Annotated in this window: 20 protein-coding genes; 3 read left to right on the top strand and 17 right to left on the bottom strand. The window is 50.3% G+C overall.

Annotated features, from left to right (window positions below; genetic code table 11):
• Positions 1-18: 18 nt before the first annotated feature.
• The 5 genes from O9139_RS11690 to O9139_RS11670 are packed head-to-tail and all read right to left on the bottom strand — an operon-like array spanning position 19 to position 4,258.
• Complete coding sequence (locus O9139_RS11690) at positions 19-1,014, bottom strand: sugar phosphate isomerase/epimerase family protein (RefSeq protein WP_270879651.1); 996 nt, start codon at positions 1,012-1,014, stop codon at positions 19-21.
• A 33-nt stretch (positions 1,015-1,047) separates the two neighbouring features.
• A complete protein-coding gene (locus O9139_RS11685) occupies positions 1,048-1,815 on the bottom strand; it encodes an SDR family NAD(P)-dependent oxidoreductase (protein ID WP_270879650.1) in 768 nt (255 codons plus the stop codon).
• Positions 1,816-1,834: 19 nt separating this feature from the next.
• Complete coding sequence (locus O9139_RS11680) at positions 1,835-2,035, bottom strand: fumarylacetoacetate hydrolase family protein (protein ID WP_270879812.1); 201 nt, start codon at positions 2,033-2,035, stop codon at positions 1,835-1,837.
• Between the two features lie 24 nt (positions 2,036-2,059).
• Complete coding sequence (locus O9139_RS11675) at positions 2,060-3,073, bottom strand: zinc-dependent alcohol dehydrogenase (protein ID WP_270879649.1); 1,014 nt, start codon at positions 3,071-3,073, stop codon at positions 2,060-2,062.
• A 36-nt stretch (positions 3,074-3,109) separates the two neighbouring features.
• Positions 3,110-4,258: a mandelate racemase/muconate lactonizing enzyme family protein gene (locus O9139_RS11670; protein ID WP_270879648.1), complete on the bottom strand. Its 1,149-nt coding sequence runs from the start codon at positions 4,256-4,258 to the stop codon at positions 3,110-3,112.
• A 201-nt stretch (positions 4,259-4,459) separates the two neighbouring features.
• Here O9139_RS11670 and O9139_RS11665 point away from each other — a divergent pair, with 201 nt between their 5' ends.
• A complete protein-coding gene (locus O9139_RS11665) occupies positions 4,460-5,266 on the top strand; it encodes an IclR family transcriptional regulator (RefSeq protein ID WP_270879647.1) in 807 nt (268 codons plus the stop codon).
• 122 nt (positions 5,267-5,388) lie between these two features.
• Here O9139_RS11665 and O9139_RS11660 read toward each other — a convergent pair whose 3' ends face one another.
• The 5 genes from O9139_RS11660 to O9139_RS11640 all read right to left on the bottom strand — a co-directional run bounded on the left by O9139_RS11660 (position 5,389) and on the right by O9139_RS11640 (position 11,237).
• Positions 5,389-6,261: a sugar phosphate isomerase/epimerase family protein gene (locus tag O9139_RS11660; RefSeq protein ID WP_270879646.1), complete on the bottom strand. Its 873-nt coding sequence runs from the start codon at positions 6,259-6,261 to the stop codon at positions 5,389-5,391.
• 18 nt (positions 6,262-6,279) lie between these two features.
• Positions 6,280-7,554 carry an alpha-L-fucosidase gene (locus O9139_RS11655; protein WP_270879645.1) on the bottom strand — a complete coding sequence of 425 codons (1,275 nt, stop codon included), beginning with the start codon at positions 7,552-7,554 and terminating at the stop codon, positions 6,280-6,282.
• 23 nt (positions 7,555-7,577) lie between these two features.
• Positions 7,578-9,290 (bottom strand): ABC transporter substrate-binding protein, encoded by a 1,713-nt coding sequence (locus tag O9139_RS11650; protein ID WP_270879644.1) that lies wholly within the window; start codon positions 9,288-9,290, stop codon positions 7,578-7,580.
• A gap of 94 nt (positions 9,291-9,384) precedes the next feature.
• Entirely contained in the window at positions 9,385-10,320 is a 936-nt protein-coding gene (locus tag O9139_RS11645) for a carbohydrate ABC transporter permease (RefSeq protein ID WP_270879643.1), read from the bottom strand.
• A gap of 11 nt (positions 10,321-10,331) precedes the next feature.
• A complete protein-coding gene (locus O9139_RS11640) occupies positions 10,332-11,237 on the bottom strand; it encodes an ABC transporter permease (RefSeq protein ID WP_270879642.1) in 906 nt (301 codons plus the stop codon).
• A gap of 133 nt (positions 11,238-11,370) precedes the next feature.
• Between O9139_RS11640 and O9139_RS11635 the strand changes: the two genes are divergently transcribed.
• Both O9139_RS11635 and O9139_RS11630 read left to right on the top strand, forming a co-directional pair.
• The gene (locus O9139_RS11635; protein ID WP_270879641.1) at positions 11,371-13,149 is read left to right on the top strand and encodes a sensor histidine kinase; all 1,779 of its coding nucleotides are present in this window, start codon (positions 11,371-11,373) and stop codon (positions 13,147-13,149) included.
• Positions 13,146-14,654, top strand: a complete 1,509-nt coding sequence (locus O9139_RS11630) for a response regulator transcription factor (protein WP_270879640.1) — start codon at positions 13,146-13,148, stop codon at positions 14,652-14,654. The genes O9139_RS11635 and O9139_RS11630 overlap by 4 nt, the downstream gene beginning before the upstream one ends.
• 67 nt (positions 14,655-14,721) lie before the next feature.
• Here O9139_RS11630 and O9139_RS11625 read toward each other — a convergent pair whose 3' ends face one another.
• From O9139_RS11625 to O9139_RS11595, 7 genes are all read right to left on the bottom strand, one after another.
• Positions 14,722-15,120, bottom strand: a complete 399-nt coding sequence (locus O9139_RS11625; protein ID WP_270879811.1) for a hypothetical protein — start codon at positions 15,118-15,120, stop codon at positions 14,722-14,724.
• A gap of 108 nt (positions 15,121-15,228) precedes the next feature.
• Positions 15,229-16,308, bottom strand: a complete 1,080-nt coding sequence (locus tag O9139_RS11620) for a permease (protein ID WP_270879639.1) — start codon at positions 16,306-16,308, stop codon at positions 15,229-15,231.
• A gap of 180 nt (positions 16,309-16,488) precedes the next feature.
• On the bottom strand, positions 16,489-17,175 hold the full coding sequence (locus tag O9139_RS11615) for an LrgB family protein (protein WP_270879638.1): 687 nt from the start codon (positions 17,173-17,175) through the stop codon (positions 16,489-16,491).
• A complete protein-coding gene (locus O9139_RS11610) occupies positions 17,168-17,521 on the bottom strand; it encodes a CidA/LrgA family protein (RefSeq protein WP_270879637.1) in 354 nt (117 codons plus the stop codon). Before O9139_RS11610 ends, O9139_RS11615 begins: the two co-directional genes overlap by 8 nt.
• Positions 17,522-17,541: 20 nt before the next feature.
• On the bottom strand, positions 17,542-18,807 hold the full coding sequence (gene larA / locus O9139_RS11605) for a nickel-dependent lactate racemase (protein ID WP_270879636.1): 1,266 nt from the start codon (positions 18,805-18,807) through the stop codon (positions 17,542-17,544).
• A gap of 15 nt (positions 18,808-18,822) precedes the next feature.
• Positions 18,823-20,949 (bottom strand): hypothetical protein, encoded by a 2,127-nt coding sequence (locus O9139_RS11600; RefSeq protein WP_270879635.1) that lies wholly within the window; start codon positions 20,947-20,949, stop codon positions 18,823-18,825.
• Entirely contained in the window at positions 20,946-21,857 is a 912-nt protein-coding gene (locus O9139_RS11595; RefSeq protein ID WP_270879810.1) for an NAD(P)-dependent oxidoreductase, read from the bottom strand. The genes O9139_RS11600 and O9139_RS11595 overlap by 4 nt, the downstream gene beginning before the upstream one ends.
• Positions 21,858-21,869: the final 12 nt, after the last annotated feature.

The following is a 21,869-nucleotide window of genomic DNA, read 5'->3' as shown; positions in this document are numbered from 1 at the left end:
ACCCATCTCCTCTCCGGTTTACAGCAGCATCCGCGCCTTCGACTCACTTTGTGAACGCATTAAATTGTGCATATAGGCCACGCTGGCAAACAGCTGTCGCTGTTCATAAGCCATGATATTCGCCTCCGTATCGCCCTTCTCGTAAGGCGTCCGCCAGTCGCCAGGAGGCTTCGCCTGCGCCTGCACGAAGCGGATTACGCTTGCCAGCTGCGAGGCGGATCGTGCCGGATATTCCGGCCAATAATCGTCGCAAAGCACTCGGGTATGGCGCGCTTCCAGAGCGCCCAGCTCAAGCGACATGTTGACATTCGGGCACACCGCTTCGAACACCTCGAACAAAGCGGCAAAATCCACGCTGCCTTGGCCAAGCGGACAGCGCACAAGACGATAGCCTTCCTCGCTCAAGTAGATCCAATAGTCCTTGAGATGCACGTGCTTCAAATGCCCGCCAATGGTGCGGGCGAAAGCGACCGGCTCTTCGGCGGTAGCCAGTGGATTGCCTGTATCCAGCGTGATGCCAAAATGGGGCGAGCCGATTTCCTCGCACAGCCAGAGCAATTCCTCGGAGGCGAGATCCTGATGGTTCTCCACCGCCAACGTGACACCGCACGCTTCTGCCGCTTGGACAGCCTCCTTCAAACCAGTCAAAGCTTCGTGCAGGAACGGCTGCCAGCTTCCGGCGAAATTGCGCCGGTCACCGCCAAACCCTGCGCCGCCGACCACTGTGCGAACGATCGGTGCGCCCAGTCGGGCAGCTGTCTCGCACGCTGCGGCCAGCGTTTTCGGATTGTACCCGCCTGAAGCCACGACGATATAAAAATCCCGTTCGCGGGCGGCCTGCGCCAGCGCATCGACATCCTCGCCTTCCAGGAGCGAAACCGGCAGTTCAATCCCTTGCAGGCCGTATTCGACAGCCTGTTCCAGCAGCTGCGATGCCGTAATGCGCAGACGGCTGGATTTGGGATGGATGCCCATCGCGTAGGTGGTACCATATACGGAAAGACCAATCTTCATGAATGATCACCCTTTTTATCAGATTGCAGGTTGCTATCTCGCTGTCCAACCGCCGTCAACAACAAGCGAGGTGCCGGTCATGAAGCTCGAAGCATCCGACGCCATATACACCACCGCGCCGATCAGCTCCTCCTGCCTTCCCCAGCGGCCTAATGCAATATTGTCGATGAAAAATTTGTTGGCCTCCGGGTTGTTCATCACCACTTGATTCAGCTCCGTAGCAAAAGGTCCGGGACATAACGCATTCACCGTAATGTTGTAGGGCGCCCATTCCAGCGCCAGCACTTTCGTCAGCTGAATGAGCCCGCCTTTGCTTGAACAGTAGGCTCCCCGTTCCGGAAGCGCAATGCTCCCCAGCATCGATGACATATTAATTACTCTTCCGTAACGCTGCTGCTTCATGACTTTGCCAACAGCCCGGGAGCATAAGAAGGGGGCTTTCAAATTCGTATTTTGCACCAGATCCCAGCTGGCTTCATCAAATTCTTCAATCGGTTTGCGTACATTGATGCCGGCATTATTAATGAGGATGTCGATTCGACCGAACTCGCCGATGACGGATTCGACCATCGCGTCCACCTGCTCTGCAACCGTGACATCGACCGCAATCCCCAGCGTTCTCCGCCCTGTTGATTGCGCAATCGCTTCTGCTGACGCAACGGCCTTCTCCTTGTTTCTGCTAGTGACGACTACATCAGCCCCCGCTTCTGCCAGCGCTTGTGCCATCACCTTGCCCAGCCCTCCCGTCCCGCCTGTAATTAATGCGACACGGCCATCCAATTTGAATAGTTCCAGACTCATAGGGTTCGCACGTCCCTCCTTAATCGGTCTCAGCCTGATATGTCGTGGTCAACAATCCGATGTTCTCAATCGCAATTTCCGTAACATCCCCATCTTTGAGCCATACTTGCGGATTGCGCCCCATCCCGACGCCAAACAGCGTGCCCGAACTGATGATATCACCTCGCTGCAGCGTGATGGTTCGGGAGAGAAACGACAGCAAATAAGGAACGTTAAAGATGAGTTCCTAATTGTATGAGCTTCATTATTCCTGCAGCTCCTTCTCGGAATCACTCAACGTTAACATGATTTTGGCGGTCTTGCCCGGATTGGCAATCAAAGTTTCAAAACAGGCGCCGCCTTGCTCCAGTGGCGCGTGTTTCGTCCAAGGGGCCAAACTGACTCTTCCTTCGCTAATCCACTGCAGTGCCGTCTCAAAATCGTCGGAATGATAAGCAAAGGCGCCCGTCACTTGAATCTCGCTGCGGATCAACTTGTTCACAGGCAGCATGCTGGCTTCTTCATGCAAACCGGTAAACACAACCCGGCCTCCCGGATTTACATGATCCACACAGGTTTGTCGCGTGATTTGCATGCCCACAGCGTCAACAGCGGCATCAAAGGTTCCATCGGCCAAATCGCTAACATGGCGAGCCGTCTGCGCGCCAAGCTCTTCGGCAATCTCCAAACGTTCCTCGTTAATATCGATAACGGCTACGTTTCGAAGCCCGAAGGCGTGCGCTGCTTGAAGCGCGAGGAGCCCGATCGGACCCGCTCCCATGATCAGCAAGCGATCTGTGGGAAACGGTTTCAAAAGCTTGCAAATGTGCACGGCACAGGCAAACGGCTCGGTGAGCGCCCCCTCATCCATGCTTACGTGCGATGGCAGCGCATGGACGTTCTTCTCCGCTACCGTGACGAATTCGGCGAAGGCTCCCGGCCGGTGCGCACCGAGCAGCTGCCGCTCACGGCATAATTGCGCTGCTCCCGTCGTGCAAGCCCGGCAGCGCCCGCAGGACACCAGCGGATTCGCCGTCACCCGCTCCCCGGGACTAAACCGTGAAACGGCGCTTCCTGTCATCGCGATCGTCCCGGCAAATTCATGCCCCATAATGAGCGGAGGCTTCCGCAAGGAATTATGACCCAAATACCCGCTTAATTCCGATCCGCAAATCCCTGCGCGTTCCACCCGAATTAACACTTCATCCGCTTTGGGTACGGGAATTTCCACCTCCCGCATGTGCATGCTTCTCGGTCCTTCATAGATTAATGCTTTCACCGTCACCCCTCCTCTCCGTCTCCTTGAATGGTTTCATCAATCCAACTTGGATCTTTTCTCCCAGCCTTGCTTAAAGAGCGGCAGCCAGTGTCCGGGATCGTAAGGATGTTTAGCGATTTCCTCCAAATTGAGGTCGATTCCGAGACCCGGACCATCCGGCGGCTGCAGGTAGCCGTTCTCCACCTTCAACGATGGCATCAGCAAGCGTTCTTCCCAAGGATCATTAAACTCATCGAAAATCTCATGAATAAAAAAGTTCGGCGTCGCCATGTTTAAATGTGCGCAGACCACCGAGCAGATCGGTCCTTGAGCGCTATGCGGCGCTGTGACGCCATTATGCGCGTGAACCATGCCGCAAATTTGCTTGGAAGCCGCAATCCCGAGATATTGGGGCTCCAACTGGACAATATGTACCGCATCATGCTTCAGCAGCTCGGCAAACTGCTCGCGATTGTAATAATCTTCGCCACAGGCAACAGGAACAGGGCTGCGCTTTGCGACCTCGACCATGGAAGAGATCCGTCCAGGAGGCACAGGCGCTTCAAACCATGTCGGTTTGTATGGCAGCATCGCGTCAGCGAATTGCAGGGCCGTATGTACGCTAAACCGGTTATGTCCTTCGATTAAAATATCGACGTCTGGGCCGACCGCCTCACGAACAGCAGCTATAATCTCCAGCGCCAGTTGAAAATCTTTCTTCTCCACGGTCCGCCACGCATTGCCGAACGGATCGAACTTGAGCGCCGTGTAACCTCTGGCGACAACTTCTTTGGCTTTGTCGTGAAAACTTTGCGGTTCTCTGGGCCCGCGATACCAGCCGTTGGCGTAGCAGCGGAGCTTATCATGGCAGCTTCCGCCGATCAGCTTGTATAATGGCTGCCCAGCCTCTTTGCCGATAATGTCCCAGCAAGCGGTTTCAATAGCAGCCAGCGCCGATCCTTGGATCTGCCCGCCATCGGAGTAAACGTCACGCGTCATTTTCAAGGCAATTGTTTCTACATCATGGACATCCATGCCAATGTACAAGTGTTTCAGCTCATGGATGGCAGCCTCAACCGTTTTGGCAAAACCGTTCAGCGTACCTTCGCCGATTCCATAAACGCCTTCTTTCGTGTGGAGTTTGACAAACAGCCAATTTTTCCATGAATTCCCGACGATAAACGTTTCCACATTTGTAATGATCATGTCGATTCATGTCCTTTCTTATTTCTAATATAGAAACTTTATTTCCGTTCTTATCACCACTATAAAACTGCTCCCATAATCTGTCAACGCAAAAATTCTTCATTGACTATAGGTATTCCATCCCCTAACATTAAGAAATAGAAATATTATTTCTAATACGAAAATGATGCGTGAAGCGCCTTTATACTAGGAGGGAACAGCATGGCTCGAAGAGTCATAACGACAGGAGAAAGCAAAGATAAGGTAGCTTCATCAACTGTTTTAAAAGCATTGAATGTGCTCCACGTGCTTTCGGAACTATGCGATCAACAGCTTGACGGCGCGTCCGTCAGTCAAATATCCCGTCTTTCGAACGAAAGTCCCAGCAGTGTGTGCAAACATTTGGCGGCTTTTCAAAAAATGGGGCTCGTGGAGCAAGATAGCCATACCGAGCGCTACCGAATCGGCGTCTATTCACTGCGTTTGGCCGCAATCGCCCAGAAGACGTTAAATGTTCGCGATATTGCAGCGCCATATCTGAAGAAGATTGCCGATCAGTTCGGGGAAACCGTGCACCTCGTCGTTCGGGACGGCCACCAGGTCGTCTATGTCGACAAGGTCGAATCGTCCAAGACGATCCGCATGCATTCGCAGATCGGCCTTCGCAACCCGATGTATTGCACAGGTGTCGGCAAAGCCATTCTGGCATTTTCTCCGCTCTCCCTAGTTGATGAGATTGCCGCAGATGGGTTTACCGCCTACACGCCCAGCACGCTTGTCACGCGAGAAGATCTGCTTCGCGATCTGGAGCAAATCAGACGGAGAGGTTATTCCATTGACGACGGTGAGCACGAATCGGATGTGCGCTGTGCAGCAGCCCCTATTTTTAATCACTTGAACGAACCCGTCGCCTCCCTCAGCATTTCTGGCCCCAAATGGCGAATTAACGATTCGCTGTTGCAAGAATTCGGCTTAACCGTGCACGACGTAGCGCTTCATATTTCCAGAGGACTAGGCTGCGTGCAGTAACATGGTTCCACGGTTGTGAGGCTTCACAAAAAAAGGAAGGAGCTCAGCTCCTTCCTTTTTTCTATTCACCTTGTTTCGCCTAACGCCTCACGCCTCAGACCTCAGGCAGCAGGCCGTAAGCCTCAAGCCTCCTGCCATAACCGCCGCAAATTATTCATGGCGATCTTGGAGGCGGACTTGCATTCCTCCATCCCTTCAAATTCAACCGTCATGTACCCGTCATAGCCCGATGCCTTAATGAGCTTCAGGATTCGACGCAGGTCAAGATCTCCCTGGCCAACGATCGCGCCTCTTAAATAGTTGCCATTTGACGTTCTGAACCAAGGGCCTTCTCCAGGATCCTCGTCATAATGCCGGAAATAAAAGTCTTTCACATGGATCAGCGAAGCATAGGGCAAGTTTTTGCGCACACCGATGAGAGGCTGCTCATCGACGCACATGAAATTGCCGATATCGAGCGTTGTCTTGAAATTGGGGCGATTGACCTCAGTCAATACGCGCTGCACACGATCGCTCGCCTGTACGCTGAAGCCGTGGTTCTCAATGGTTGTCGTGATCCCATATTGAGCGGCATAATCGGCAATCAGGCAGCTTCCTTTTACCATCGCATGCAGATGCTCTTCGAACCATTGAATGGTCATCGCTTCAGGCGGCAAGGTGAAGGCCGTCACATCATGGCGCATATGCTTCATACCGAGTTTATGCACCAAATCGACATGCTGCTTGACACGCTCCACTTCAGCTTCGAAAGCGTCTTCGGTAGGCTGGACGAAGTTCGTGGGCATCGAATAATTGGATAGCTCTATTCCCGCTTCCTTGGCCTTCTCCCGGACAGCAATCGCCAGCTCAGGCTGGTCGACAAGCGTAAAGCCATAAGGTACGATTTCCATATGCTCGCCGCCATGCTCTGAAATCCACGCAATTGCGTCCAGAACGGTCATTTCACCTGTTTTTAACGCTCCTAACAAACTATATGTACTAAGTCCGACCTTCAACGCTGATCACCTCATCTTCTATTCGATCTCCAGCGCGATGACCGTATCCCTATCATCAGGCAGCTCAGCGCCGGTTAAATGAATGAAAGCCCCGCTTGCCGTGTCTGAATACTGCTCTGCCATCCAAGGCAAAGATACTTTAAGCTCTGAGCCGTCTGCAAGGAGACGCGCCTTCTTGATTTTCCCTTTGAGTCCCGAAAAATAAAGAGGACCGATGCCACGATCAAATACGTGGGCATATAACATGGATCCGTTCTGCGTGTAACGTCCCCATTCCGGCTTCGGCAGCTCGGATGCTCCGCAGCCATAGATGCTTTCGCCATTACGCTGCATCCATTCGCCTACAGCCGATAAAATCTCAAGCGACGGCTTCGGAATTTCCCCTCGTGCATCCGGTCCCACATTCAGGAGCATATTGCCGCCCTTGCTAATACATTCCACTAAAGCTCGAATCACTTGCTTCGGTGACTTATAGGCCTGATCCTTCGCATGATAGCCCCAGTTGTCATTGAGTGTAATACAGGCTTCCCAAGGTACGTTCAAACCGTTCTGATCCACAATACCGCCAGGCGGGACGATTTGCTCAGGGGAATAAAAGTCGCCGGCATACACCTCCGGCTCGCTCGCTTTAATATTGCCGCCAAGCCGGTTATCGATAATAATGTCTGGCTGCAGGGAGCGAATCATGTGAACAAGCTCCGTTGCCCGCCACTTTTCCCCCGTCATCTCATCGTAAGAGAAGTCGAACCACATGATATCGATTTTACCGTAATTTGTTAACAGTTCTTTGACTTGAGCATGCAGATAGTCGACATAGCGTTCGAACTGAATGGCCTTGTTCCGAAAAGCTTCGTTACCCCGCATCGGATGAATCCGATCCCCGTAGGCAGGATAATCTTCATGATGCCAATCAATGAGCGAATAATAAAAACCGACCTTTAAGCCTTCATCGCGAAACGCCTCCACATATTCCTGAATCAAGTCCCGCTGCGCAGGCGAATTCGTCGCTTTGTACGCTGTAAACTCGCTGTCAAAAAGACAGAACCCATCGTGATGCTTCGTCGTCAGCACTGCGTATTGCTGCCCCGCCGCTTTCGCTGCTCTCGCCCAGGCCCGTGGATCGTAGCGATCCGGATCAAACTCATGGAAGTAGGGTTCGTACGCCTCATTGCTCAGCTTTTCGACGCTTCGTACCCACTCCCCCCTTGCGGGGATGGCATACAATCCCCAATGAATGAACATACCGAAACGCGCTTCTCGAAACCAGGCTGTTCGCTCCCAACGTTTATTCATGTTTTGCCTCCTTCGTGTATCTGTTATTTTTTATTGTTCATTTTATCGTAAGCATCTTGATAAATTTGAATAAATTGGTCCATTCCCGAATCTTTGAGGCCCTTCACGTAAGCATCCCAATCCTTATCGATGCTCTTGGCTCCCATAATAAACTGCAGCATAGACTGCTTCACATAATCTGTAATAATCGGCTTCAATTGCTTGACTTGATTGGCTTGATCGTTCGTCAAGAAAATGTCCGTCGGGAATTCTTCCTTCGGTTGATGGCCTTCATACAATTCCTTAGTCGCCTTATACAAGCGAGTTTCCAAACCATCCATCGTATAAATATCTTGGCTGGCGGTATACGCCGTTTCACGATATTCTGACGAGCGAAGGCCCGGTCCCATTTGATTCCAATGGTCGTTCTGAACTTGACCTACCCCGTAAGACGTTTCTTTTACCTTGAACTTAGCTGCAGTTCCACGCGTGTTCTTATCCGTCGGCTCCGCCTTCACCCAATTCCGGCCTTCTTCGCCAAAATTGGATAAGGTCGTGCCTTCATCCGAGTACAAATAATCGGCAAGACGAATAGCTGCTTCCGGATTCGCATTTTTGTTCGTCACGGCAAATACCGAGTTCCCAATGCCAATATAATGCGGTGTGAACGATACGCCGTCTGGTCCTGTCAGCGGGGCAATCGGATCATAGTCTTTGTGGCGCGTAGCCGTTGGCGAGGCATCGGTGAATTCCCCGAACCAGCCTGCGGGGATCGCCCCGGCAATGGCAACATCAGGACTGTTCCCTTTTTGCGAAAGCGCATCCGATTTTTGCGTAAACGCTTCTTTATCAATCAAACCTTCTGCGTACAGTTTGTTTAAAAATTGCAGTCCTTTTTTGAAGCCGGGCTGATCGACGGACGTCGCCAACTTGCCGCCATTCATCATGAAATAGTTGTTGTCCGCATTGTAATAAACGAAAGCGTTCATAATGAACGATTCAACATCCGTATGCCAGCCTGTCGGTGAACCCGTTAAGGCAATTTCGTCCGCTTTGCCATTGCCATTCGGATCTTTCTCCTTGAACGCTTTGAGCATGTTATAGAAATCGTCTGTCGTCTTCGGTGCGCTGAGGCCAAGCTTTTGCAGCCACTTGGTGTTGACCCACATCTTGGAAGAGAACTGGCAATGATAACATTCATTCACAGAAGGTATCGCATAAATGTTGCCGTCCGGCGCAGTGATCGCCTTCTCCAAATACGGAATATCTTTGAACGCTTGCTTGATGTTCGGTGCGTATTGATCGATCAGCTTATTGAGAGGCAGGAGTACGCCTTGTTGACCGTACAACAGCTGCTCCTCTTTTGTGAGATTCCCTTGCATGAAAATATCGGGATAATCACCGCTGGCCAGCAGCAGCTGCTTCTTCTCATTCAACGCGGCTGTCTCACCAGGGACAAGCTGCCAGTTCAAATGAATATTCGTCTTTCCTTCCAAATATTTGGTAAACCAATTCGTATTCAAATCAGCAATATTCGCCGATTGCGGTGCGAACGCGCTCATCGTAATTTTATTTTTTACAATCGGAAAGCCTGTTGCGTTGAAGTCAGCTCCTCCGCCTTTGCTCCCCGTTCCACTTGGGCTCGTGCTGCTGTTCGCTGGACCTTCGCTATTGGACGTGCAGCCGACTGCAAACAAAGTGAAGAATACTATGAGGACCACCGAAAGCCTCGATCTGTTGGTTCTTTTACTTCCCATACGCAAACCCTCCTTGTTTTTCATAGACCTGCATGCATAAGAGAACAACATCTGCTCGCTGTGCTCCGCATCCCTCCTTTCGATAGCTAACGCGTTACCCTTTCAGAGAGCCAATCAGCAACCCTTTCACAAAATGCTGCTGCACGAACGGATACAGGATAAGGACAGGTGCGCTCGCCACGATAATTAGCGAATATTTAAGCAGTTCTTTTAATCCTTGCCGATCCGCAAGCTCCTTGACATCTTTAACCATCGTGGGGTCGATGGAGTTCAGAATCAGTATGTTGCGTAAAATGAGCTGCAGCGGATATAAACGAGCTGATTTGAGAAAAATCAACGCTTCGAAGTAGGAGTTCCAGTAGCCAATAGCATACATGAGCACAAGAACGGCAATAATCGGTTTAGACAGCGGAATGACGATGCGCAGCAGGAACTTAAAGTCGCCGCATCCGTCCAAATGCGCAGCCTCGGTTAGCTCCGATGGGATCGATGTCTGGAAAAACGTTCTCGCCAGAATAACTTGCCATACCGAAATGGCACCAGGAATAATCATCGCCCACCTCGTGTCGAGCATGCCCAATCCTTTGACGGTCAAGTAATAAGGAATTAACCCCCCATTGAACAGCATCGTAAAAATGAACAGCGCCGTGATCAGGTTGCGCCCATACAAGCTCTTCCGTGATAAGGGGTAAGCCGCTGTGATCGTCAGCGTCACGCTAAGCAGTGTCCCAAAGAAAAGATAAAATAGAGAATTACTGTACCCCGTCAAAATTTGCGGATTTTGAAATACCGCCTGATACCCGCGAAGCGTCGGTTCAACCGGAAGCAGCCACACTTTGCCTGAGATGACGGCTGACGAGGAGCTGAATGATGAGCTCACGATGTAGATGAGCGGATAGGCAACAATAATTAAACAAACTGTCAAAAACAAGTACACACCGCACAAATAGAATCGGTCGATCATGTTCTCTTGAATGCGGGCAGGTCGCTTTCGCGCTTCCAACGACAGTGTCTGTTCTGGTTGAGTCATAGCCTTCCCTCCTACCACAAGCTTGTCTCTGAATTTTTCCTTGCCACATAGTTGACGACAATAAGCAGCAGCAGATTCACGATCGCATTGAAGAGTCCGACAGCTGCGGAAAAGCTGAAGTTTGCTCCGACCAAGCCCATTTTGTATACATAAGTAGAGATAACCTCGGACGCTCCGACATTAATGGCGTTTTGCATCAAGTACACCTTTTCGAATCCAACGTTCATGATTTGCCCTGCATTCAAAATAAGCAAGATGACAGCCGTTGGCCTCAGGCTCGGCCAGTCAATATGTTTCATCCGTTGAAACCGTGTTGCGCCATCCACCTTCGCCGCCTCATACAAATGCGGATCTACTCCTGCCAATGCCGCAATGTAAATGACGGAGGCATATCCCGTAAACTGCCAAACATCGGAGAGGACATACACCGTTTTGAAATACGCCGGCTTTGACATTACATTTTCTGCTGGAAATCCGAATTTATCGGCTAACAGATGGACGAAGCCAAGCTGCGGGGAAAGGAACAACATGATGATTGAAACCATGATGACCGTTGAAATGAAGTAAGGTGCAAAGGTAACCAATTGAACGGTCCGCTTGAAAATTCCGTTTTTCAATTCATTCAAAGCCAGGGCAAGCAGGATCGGCGCCGGGAATCCGACAAGAAGAGCGTACAAGCTAAGCAGCACCGTATTTTTGATAACTCTCCAAAATATCGGCAAATGGAAGAAGTCCACAAAATGTTTGAAGCCTATCCAATCGCTTCCCCATATTCCTTTGGTAACCACATAGTTTTTAAAAGCAATTTGCACCCCGGCCATCGGCACGTATTTAAAAATGATCAGATAAACAAGCGAAGGCAAAAGAATCAAATAGAGCTGCCAGTTTTTCTTTATCATTTTAAGTGCTATACTCATGATACTCCCCCTCAAGACGATGACTGATGCGCTGTTTATTAAGCGCTTACACAACTTATCATATAGGAGGCTGGAAAATATTTATAGTGATCATTTTCAAGCCCTAGTGTCCATTTATAAGGTGGTGTAATTCGTGAAACCGAAGCCTGCATTCAGCTATCAGAACTTATCGATTGTAAAAAAAATGGCCATCGGCTATATCATCATCATCTTCATTCCGATTCTTTCATTCGGTCTTTTCCTCTATAATCTCAACTACAACAGCTTTCTCGAAGAATACGCGCAAGGCAGGCAGAAGATTGTCAATCAAGTATTAAACAATATCACCGTAAGCACGGTACAGATCGAGGCCGCTTACCAGCTTTTTCAAAACAATTCGAACACGATTGCCTATTTGAGCGAGAATTACCGGAGCGATTACGAGCAAGTATCCAATTTTTTGACTTACATCAGACCCTTATTCTCTTATATTTTGTCATCCAACCGACTGATTGATAGTATGACGATTTATATGGAACAGCAGAATGGGATGGTGTTTCGGCCTGAAATGGCCAAGATGGAAGAGTTTAAACTAGGGGAAAGCATCAAAAAGCTTCCGCTTGGTGTAGGAAAGTGGATCACGTTCAATACGGGATCGGATCAAGACATCAATCTCCATTTTTTTCACAAAATTGGGAATCGGAACTTTGAGCAAGACATCGGCCTTCTCGATATCAAGGTAACCGCTAATTTAATTAAACCGTTATTTGAATCGCTCAATTTGAACAATCGCAGCAATTTATACGTGCTTGATCACGATAATCAGATCATTTCTTATACTGAAAAGATTCCTCTCTCCGAGGATTCGCAGAAAGCCCTTCTGGCTGATGCATCCCAAACGAATGCGAAGTATGCGTATCAAACGATTAACGGCAATAAAGTGTTGATTGAATCGTTTTACGCAGACAGCCTTAAGCTGCATTTTGTGATGATGGAGCAAGTGGACGACGTCTTTATCGGGATTAAAAAAAACAAGTATGTGCTCGTTTTAATTGTCGCCCTCCTTCTGTTACTGCTTTCTGGTATCTATTATTTAATTGCCAGCTCGATTACGAAGCGCATTTTGAAGCTTTCCAAGCATATGCGTCAGGTTGACGAGAACTATTTTCCGTTATACCGCGGCGAGATTAATAAAGACGAAGTCGGGCATCTAACCTCCTCTTATAACGCGATGATCAGGCGGATGGACGAGCTGGTCAATACCGTGCATCGTTCGGAAATGCTGCGGAAGGAATCGGCTTATCTCATGATGCAGGCGCAAATCAAGCCTCATTTTCTATACAATACACTCGAATCCATACGCATGATCGCGGAAACGAACGATGACCCGGAAGCGGCCGAAATGTCCTATACGCTGGGCAAACTATTTCGATACAGCTTGTCTGGAGCGAAAAGCGAAACTTCCTTGCGGGAAGAAGTCGATAATGTAAAGGACTATATCAAAATTCAACAAATCAGACTCGTAGATCGACTGCAAGTATCTTTGGATATCGAAGCGGCTATCGACGATTTTCTTTGTCCCCACTATATCCTGCAGCCGATCATTGAGAATAGCATTGTTCACGGGATTGCGAATGTCCGCAAGCAAGGCACGCTTTCGATTCGTATTTGGGATGATGTTACGTTCATGTACATTGCTGTGAGCGATTCCGGTACAGGCATCGGAGAGGAGCGCCTCGCCCTCATTCAAGGCGTCTTGAATGGGAAACTGGACGGCAAACTTTTGCACAAGGGCGAAGGCGGCCTTGGCATTATGAATGTAAACGAACGCTTAAAAATGTTTTATGGTGAGGGATCAGGTATTCATATGGAGAGTAAGCTGAACGAGGGAACGACATGTCTGCTCAAATTAGCTAAGGAGGCCGTACAATGAGGCTATTGGTAGTCGATGACGAACCAATTATTTTGAACGGAATCATCCGTATGATCCAGAAAGCGCATACCCCTTTTATGGAAATCGTGGGCGCTTCCGACGGCATCGATGCACTGGAAAAGCTAACCTGCTTTCAGCCCGATCTCATTCTTACGGATATTCATATGCCCGAAATGGACGGACTCGCTCTCATTAAGGAAATCCAAGATCGAAACCTTTGCAATCGCTTCGTTATTTTGACCGGCTACGGCGACTTCGCTTATGCCAGACAAGCGATGCGCTATCATGTCATCGATTATTTGTTGAAACCGATTAACAAGGAAGAACTCATTAGCCTCCTGGGTACAATCGGGCGTGCTATTCAGGAGGAGCAGGAACGAACCACCGCGCACGACTTGCTGCTGCTCAAAGAACATATGTTGTACCATACGCCGCTTGAAGAATTACCCATCAAACCTGAACAACTAGAGCTTCTCCTTCCTTATCCGTCTACAACGGTCATCATCTTCCAGGCATACGACAATGAACCTCAACTGGCGCCTGAACAACTCGACGGTATCCTGCAAGCTTTAAAACTGGTTTGCAAAAAAATCTATAACATTCACTCACATTTTTTACGGCAAACGATTCTCATTGCATCTGGGGACCATGTTGTGACGGACGCTGAGCTGCAGCAAGCATGCGGCGATTTATTAGGCGCGGAGAAGATGCTTGAGCGCGGCTGCTGCGTAGGGGCCAGTGAAAGCCAAGATGACAAGCTAGATTTACGCAGCCTGTATATGGAAGCAATGGCCTCCCTGTTGTTCAAAAGATATTTTGGCAGCTATGGCCCCACCAAACAGAAACCGGGGAACATAACCGGCCGCTATGATAATCTTGTGCAATATATTGAGCATTCCATACAGCAGCAAATTCCGATTGAGCAGATCGAGAAGGAGATTCAGCCGATCCTCCTCTATTTCTCTGGCAGCGATTGCCAAAGCAAGCTGCGCGAGCAGTTTCTCGTCTGCATCGGACTGTATGTGCAGAACGTCGGCTTAACGCCTGAAGCGATCTGGGGAGACCAAGTCGCCGCCCAGCTCTTTTCAGCCGGCGGCAGCATGCTGGAGGATGTCCGAATAGCGGAGATCCTTGGAGAGCTTATCCGCTATTTGCATCGTACCCAGCTGCATCAGCCGAACATCCGTACCATTGATAAAATCATTGCTTTCGTGGAACAAAATTATAAGCAGGATTTATCGCTCGATGTCGTAGCCGATTATGTGAACATGCACCCCAGCTACATCAGCATGTTGTTTCGCAAGGAGATGGGACTCACCTTTCTTCATTACTTGCATACGTTTCGCTTGGCCAAAGCCAAGCAAATCATGCAAGAGAATCCGGATTGGCCCATCAACACGATTGCAGAGCTTGTTGGCTACGAGAATCCGCGGCATTTCTTCAAAGTGTTTAAAAAATTCGAAAACAGCACGCCTGGGCAATTCCGAATCGGCAACTCCTTTTGACATCGCCTAACAAAAAGACCGTGGCTAGCCCTTACATCGGCTAAACACGGTCTATTCTTAGTGCGGCTTATTCCTCATGTTCGCGTTCGCAAACAACGCTAGTAAATATATTTAACGGAAATAGCGTTGGCACGATGCGGCCCGGCATTTGCACAAATTCGATGAAACCTCTGCCTACGCGTATCAACTTCCCGTGCAGCTCACCGATATCTTCCGCGGTGGCCGTCACATCAAAGGGCTTAGTCGTTCTTACACGTTCTTTCAGCACGATAAAGAAAGAGGTTTGGATAACGACGACCGTTGATCCGACAGTAAAAGAAGAAGCGGTCACGTTGGCAAGCTTGCCTGTCGTTTGGGTCAGTTGCGGAAATCCCGGCTGGAATACGGTTACCGTCCGACCCACCAGCGATTGCAGCCGTTGAACCAATGTAATGTTCTGAGGGGCTGGACAGCCTTCGATGTTCATATCACTCAAAATAATCTCCTCCTGTAAGCAGCTCGTTAATACTACTTAAGTTTATGCTCATCTGGAGATTAAGTCTGGGTGCTTACAGAATCATTTAAATTGGCAGTCTTATAAGACCAGCGCACCGATAATACCGCTCAAAATCCCAAGTACAACGACGGAAGCCGCAACAAACAAGAGAACTTTCTTCGGAAAGGATCTGGAAACCATTAGCAGTGAAGGCAAGCTGACTGAAGGCAATGTCAGCAACAACGCAGCTGCCGGACCTGTTCCTAGCCCGAAAGACATGAAGGTCTGAATAATCGGAATTTCCGCAGCCGTCGGAATGACAAACAGCATGCCGGCAACCGCGAAGCCTATGATGAGCAGAATACCGGCTACTTGGGTTTCACCCATTGCTGGGAATAACCATGCTCGGAATGCGCCGATCAGCAGAACCGAGATGATGTACGCGGGAACGATGTGCAAAATCATCGCCCCTACACTGCGCAGCCATCTGTTCAGTAATGGGCGCGCTTGTTCTACTTCTACTGCCTTCTGTGCGTCTGACAAGCTCTTCGGCACCTTATCGTTGGCGTTGGCAAAACGGTTAGCGATGTAACTAACGCCGAAGGTTAAGATGATTCCGAAGGCGAGACGGATCAGTGTGAACTTCCAAGACAGAACAAAGGTCATGAACACCAGAGTAGCCGGGTTCAGGGTCGGGTTGCCGAGCCAGAAGGCCAGACTGGCCCCTACGGACGCGTTCTTCTTCCGCAGGCCTACTGCCAGCGGAGCTGCGCAACAAGTGCACATCATGCCGGGAATGGCGGCGACGCCTCCGACGAACGTACTGCCGAAGGACGTTTTGCCAAGAACTTTATACAGCCACCCGGATGGAAGCAGCACCTGAAGCAGCGAACCGAGCATAATCCCCAGGACGGCAGCTTTCCATACGGATTTGTAATAGGCTAGGGCATAATCCCAGGCTGATTGCCAAGACGGATCGGGGGCGACCGGATTTTTGCCGGTAATGATCGAAGCCCCGAGGGAATGCTTGGTTGCTGCATCGATGGCTTTCCAATAATAAGGCCACCATTTGACGTAGGTTAGACCTGCAATAGCAATAATCAAAAATAAGATAGCCATGATCATGGCCTTTTTGTTCGTCGGTTCCATTGAGGAAAGGGAATGATTATTTTCTGTCATTTGATCCTCCATATCAAAGTTTTACTTATCACAGCATGTCCATGTTTTATTTTACAACTTTTCAGCTTGGAAGTGATATAAGCTTTATGAAAAAACACCAAATGGGAATGTTCGTTCCCATTAGTCAACAAAATAAAAAAAGCCGCTCATCGAGCAGCCTAAGTACTTTCATTAAAATCTTTATAGCAGCCAGTATAACGGGATTACTAGCACAGAAATGAGAATCCCCGTCGCCGCCATAGCAAATCCGCTCACGCTGGCTTGCAGCTCCGATTCCTTGACCAGCCTGGCGGTCCCGATGCCATGAGAGGCTGTGCCGATCGCAGTTCCTATGGCGATGTCGCTGCGGACACCGCACTTTCTTAACAGCTCAGGGCCAATCATGCTGCCGATCAAGCCGGTCAAGGTGGTCACAATGACGCCCAATTCAGGCACGCCGCCTAAGTGGCGGACGATTTCAACAGAGATTGGCGTTGTCACCGATTTGGGTATCATCGTGACCCAGATGCTCTTGGCCGCGCCCAAGCTCCAAGCCAAGCCGCCCGCACAAATAAGCGCGCTCAAGGATCCTGCCGTGAGTCCGGCAAAAATAGACGCCAGGTTGCTGCGGATGGACTTCATCTGCTTATACAGCGGGACACCCAGGCCTACGGTGGCCGGTCCCAAAAGCAGTGCTACTGAATCTCCGCCGACTCTATAGGCCTCATAGGGAATTCGGCACACCAGCAGGATCACGATAATGCCGAGCGAAGTGACAAATAACGGATGGACCTTAGGCCATCTCCCATGAAGCCACTGCGCTGCGGCATAGACGACGAGCGTTAAGGAAATGCCGAACATCGGCTGCTGAAAAATCGAACTATCCACGAGAAGCAGCCCCCTTCTTTTTCAGCATAGCAGTCGTCACCCAGCCGCTGATTAAGAGGCCGGCCAGCGTACTGACGATGAGGCTGACGGCAACCTGCAGCAGCGCGCTCTGAATCAGCGGCCAGACAGCTATGATGCCCACGATATAGGGCACAAAGAAAGCAAGCATGTGCCGCAGCAGAAATTGCGAGCTGCTCTCAACCCATTCCAGCTTGACCAGACCGGTAAACAGCGAAAGCGTAAACAAAATCAGCCCGATCACATTACCGGGTAGTGGAACATGGGCCACTTGCTGCAAAGCGATACCTAGCATGTTAAAGCCAAGAAGAATAGCAAAACCTTGCATAACATACGGCTCCTTCCCCGCTAATCCCGCACATAAGGAATAGTCAGAGGTCCCATGGGCAGAACAGCCACCGACATCTGCTCGCCGTATGTAAGCCGCAGCTGCGCTAATGCCGATTCGATGCTTTCAATTGGCTTTAGCATGGCGTTCCGAACTGCTTCGTCCGAAAGCTCCGAACGCATGTACACATCGGCCCAAGTCAGCACTACAGCCTGCTTCTGAACCTGCCATTGATCGAACCGCTGAAATGCGGGGTCCTCGATGAGCGCCAGCAGTTCCTGGGGCGTTTTGCGCATTTTCAATATATCCGCATAGTGCCCATGATCGGGTATGCCGTCGGAGCATTCGGCTGCACAAATAATGGCCCCGCCCTGCTTTACGATTTTATGGGCAGCGCTCATTCCTTTCACTGCTTGGTACAGGTTCTGGTCAAGCGGATAACCCGAATTCGAAGTAATAACGACATCAAACCGCTCCGCGACTGGAACCATCGCATGCTCCTTAACAAATGCGCAGCCCTTGTCATGGACCTCTATCAATTCCCCGGCAAACACGGCCGTGATGTCCTTATATTTATTTAAGGTCACGTTCAGCACAAAATGCGGTTTGCACATATGATTGACTTCACGAGCCATCAACTGCAGAGGGTTGTTATGCATATTCCCCCATGTGGCAAGCGGATCTCCAATCATGCGCGCATTGTGAAAGGTCAGGATCGTCTCAATGCCGGCAATTCCCGGCATAATGCCCTTAGGCCCGCCTGAGAACCCGGCAAAAAAGTGCGGCTCGATAAATCCGGTGACGATACGAATATCCGCTTCTACATACGCCTTATTCAAATAAACGTCGCAGCCAAATGTACTCGTCCCGACCTTCGTCAGCTCTTCGGCATGCTGACAGTGATGATTGATGACACGAATCCGCTCAACAACCTGTTCCCCCAACATTTGTATAAATTCTTCTCGGGTCTGGTCACGGTGCGTGCCCGTTCCGTTGATGATCACAAATTGCTCCGGCGGAACGTGCGACAGCTCCTCCAATATCCAAGGAACGAGCTTATGATTGGGGGTCGGTCTTGTCAGGTCGCTTATGACGATCGCCACTTTATCCGTAGACTTTACAGTCTGCTTCAACGGGAGCGCTCCCAGCGGGCTGCGCAATGCCGCCAGCACGGCTGCTTGTTCATCCTTCAGCCCGTTGATATGGCGAGGCTCGATCACAACCGCATCATCCGGCACCTCGATCGGCATCACGCCTTTACCGTATAGAAGCTCCACTTTTTTCAAGCGCAAATCTCCTTTCTATGCCTCTTCGCTGTGCTGCCTTTGAAGCCTCCTGGCCCGCTCCACATCGGCGCGCACGTCTTCCAGATAATAAGGGTAGCCGAAGGTCCGCTTGACCCGGGCCATGAAGTAAGGTTTGTTGTGCAGGCTCCAGTAGTGGCCCAGCTTTTCCCAATGCAAGGCTGCTTGCTCCAGCAGCGTAACCGCATGAAATTGAAACGAAGCGCTTCCGCTGAGCAGAAAGCGGTTCAGGTCCAGTGCGGCTTGAAATTTACACGCATAATATCTGGCCATCTCCACATAAGCCAACAAATCGTAAAGCGTGCAGGCCGCATGAGAGCAGCAAAGCTCGCCCAAATCTTGCTGCAGCTTCGCAGCAACCCGTTCGGTTTGAACTGCTGCTTGCTGCAAAGCTGCAATGATATCATTCGGTGTCTCACGATAGGCTAGAATAGCCTCCTCTGTATTGCCCTCATGCTCCGCCTTGGCGAAATCCGCGATCGACATGACCCCGACACCAGGCATCGGCGATGAGCTCATAAAATCAGCGATCGTTTTGAACCCGGTAACTTCAGATAAACAGCTTTCTGGATGCCATTGAAAGTCGTAATCGATCCAAAATAAACGGTTTACGGCCGGGATGATTGCAGATGCGCTGCGCAAGCCCTCCAAGAATAGAGGGGCATGATCCGTGCCATAGTGCGCTTGCAGAAGATGCGTCCAAGTCGCATCGTCCGTCTCCGGATCGTAGGACAGGCGACCCCATAACTGAAACTGGAACAGATGGCGCTCGAAATCATACGTCCACGTCTTATGTCCATGATCGACATGCTGAAAATCTTTCCCCCACAAATAACCGTCAGCTCCCCAATAAAAGCCCTTCACATAAGGCTTGAGCATCCCTAATACATATTTCCGGACATACTCAGGGTCGCCCCAGCGGTGGGTGAACACATCGTCATTTCGAACGGTAAATAAAATGTTCGTATTTTCCAAATCAATGCCTTCCCAGGCCCCCCACAGGTTCTCGAATTGCGGTTCCGGATGGGAGTAGCAGTGCGCGTTGGAATATTTCCAGCTGATATGGAATTGAGACGGATCGAACTGGGTTTGAACCATGTCTTTAATTTCTTTTCCGGCGTTTTGCATATTCGTACGATGAATGAAGGGGATTTCTCTGCCTGATTGTTTGATCGCTTCCACGTAGGTTTCGACAATCCATTTCTCCCGTTCATATCCGCTGCCATCCATCCATTCGCTCGCTGAAGTCCCCAGCCCTTTGAGCTCAGGGTAGGTGAGGAGAAGCTGCAGCACCATCTCTCTAACATAATCACGGATAAGCTCCGATTGACCCCGATAACGGTTAAGCGGATATCCGACACGGTGAATGAGATGGTCGTACATATTCCCGAAGTCCCCTACCGCTTCCGGAAGTCCAAGACCGCGAGCCACCTCTGGCGTGAGGCGAATGTTCCACGTAAATAAGTAGACATCGATGCCCCGGCTGGCAGCATAACGGAACAATTCGCGGAAAAACCGGATATTGCGATCGATCTCGGCATCGCTGTAAGGGTTGGCGGCTCGGAACGCCGGAGAAACAACCATCAAGTGGTACGGATGCTCCGACCATAAACTGAGGCAGTTGTACCGGTTTAAAGCGAGCATATCGATATACGCTTGCCAAAACCGGATATCCATACACGTCTTCTCGTTCAGGACAAAAGGATCCCCGGAGTCAAAAGGCGCGTAGGGCAGATTAAACTTGATGCCTCGCAATCGCAATGCGGGCTTGCGTCGGAGCTCCTCGCCATCTCTGAGCTCCGCTCCGCGCGCCAGCCGTTCGGCATATTCCAGACAGCCGTACATCAGCCCACGCGAATCGACTCCTTCTATACGGATCAAGTCGCCTCGACGGGCAATTCGGAAGCTCTGTTCCTCATCGGTTCCGCTTCCTTTGGGCTGGCGCAGCTTTTGGATGACCATGCCCTTCTCAGGCTCCATAACAGGCCCTTGTCCGCTGAACTGTTCGACATAGAACGAACCTTTGACCGTCAAACTTTTTTTCATTTGCGCTACGCCAAACTGAACCAGTTCATCGTTATTATCATATACGATCTTCAAATAATTTCCCGTCTTCGTCATCATGCTATTGTTCCTGCCCTATATAATTTAATAAGCGCCTGCGTACCGCTTTCCGCCTCTCCGGATTCCGCCAAACGTTCGTATAACGTTCTAGCCAGCGATAAGCCGTGGGCTTCGAGCCCCATGGATTCGGCTGCTTGCAGCGCAATGCCCAGATCCTTGATCATGTGCTTGACATAGAACCCAGGCGCATAATTCCCTGCAATGATCCGGGGAGCCAGATTGCTTAACGACCAGCTGCCGGCCGCCCCGGTTTCGATGCTTTTCAAGACGGTCGTCGGGTTCAGTCCGGAACGCTCCGCATAAGCCAACGCCTCGGATACACCCATCATATTGGCGGCAATGGCAATTTGGTTGCACATTTTGGTATGCTGTCCGGCACCGGCCTTGCCTTGATACACAATATTGGAACCCATAGCCTGCAGCACGGGTAGAGCTGCTTCGAACACCTCTTCATCGCCACCGACCATGATCGATAGCTTGCCATCCCGCGCACCGATATCGCCGCCGGAGACGGGAGCATCCAGCGCCCGTACTCCGCGCTTCAGACACTCTTCATAAATTCGCGCAGCTAACTCCGGGCTTGAGGTGGTCATGTCAATGAGCACTGCCCCTTCCTTGGCTGCTGCCAGAACGCCCGTCTGACCGAGGACGATCTGTTCAACATCCCGGGGATATTCCACCATCGTGATCGTGACATCCGCTTGCTGGGCTACGCCATCCGCACTATCATGCCAAACCGCTCCTTCCTGCAGCAGTTCGTCCGCTTTGCTTTTAGTCCGGTTATAGACATGAAGCCGGTATCCTGCTTTCATAAGATTGCGGGCCATACTTTTGCCCATAACGCCTAAGCCAATAAAGCCGATTACGGCCTTTTCCGTTGACAAATTCATCCTCTTTACCTTCCTTATCCATGGAATGTT

The sequence above is a fragment of the Paenibacillus aestuarii genome, assembly GCF_027789125.1.
GTDB classification, from domain to species: Bacteria; Bacillota; Bacilli; order Paenibacillales; family NBRC-103111; genus Paenibacillus_E; species Paenibacillus_E aestuarii.
Note: the sequence above shows the minus strand (reverse complement) of the source record. Positions and strands in the feature narration are given on the sequence as shown.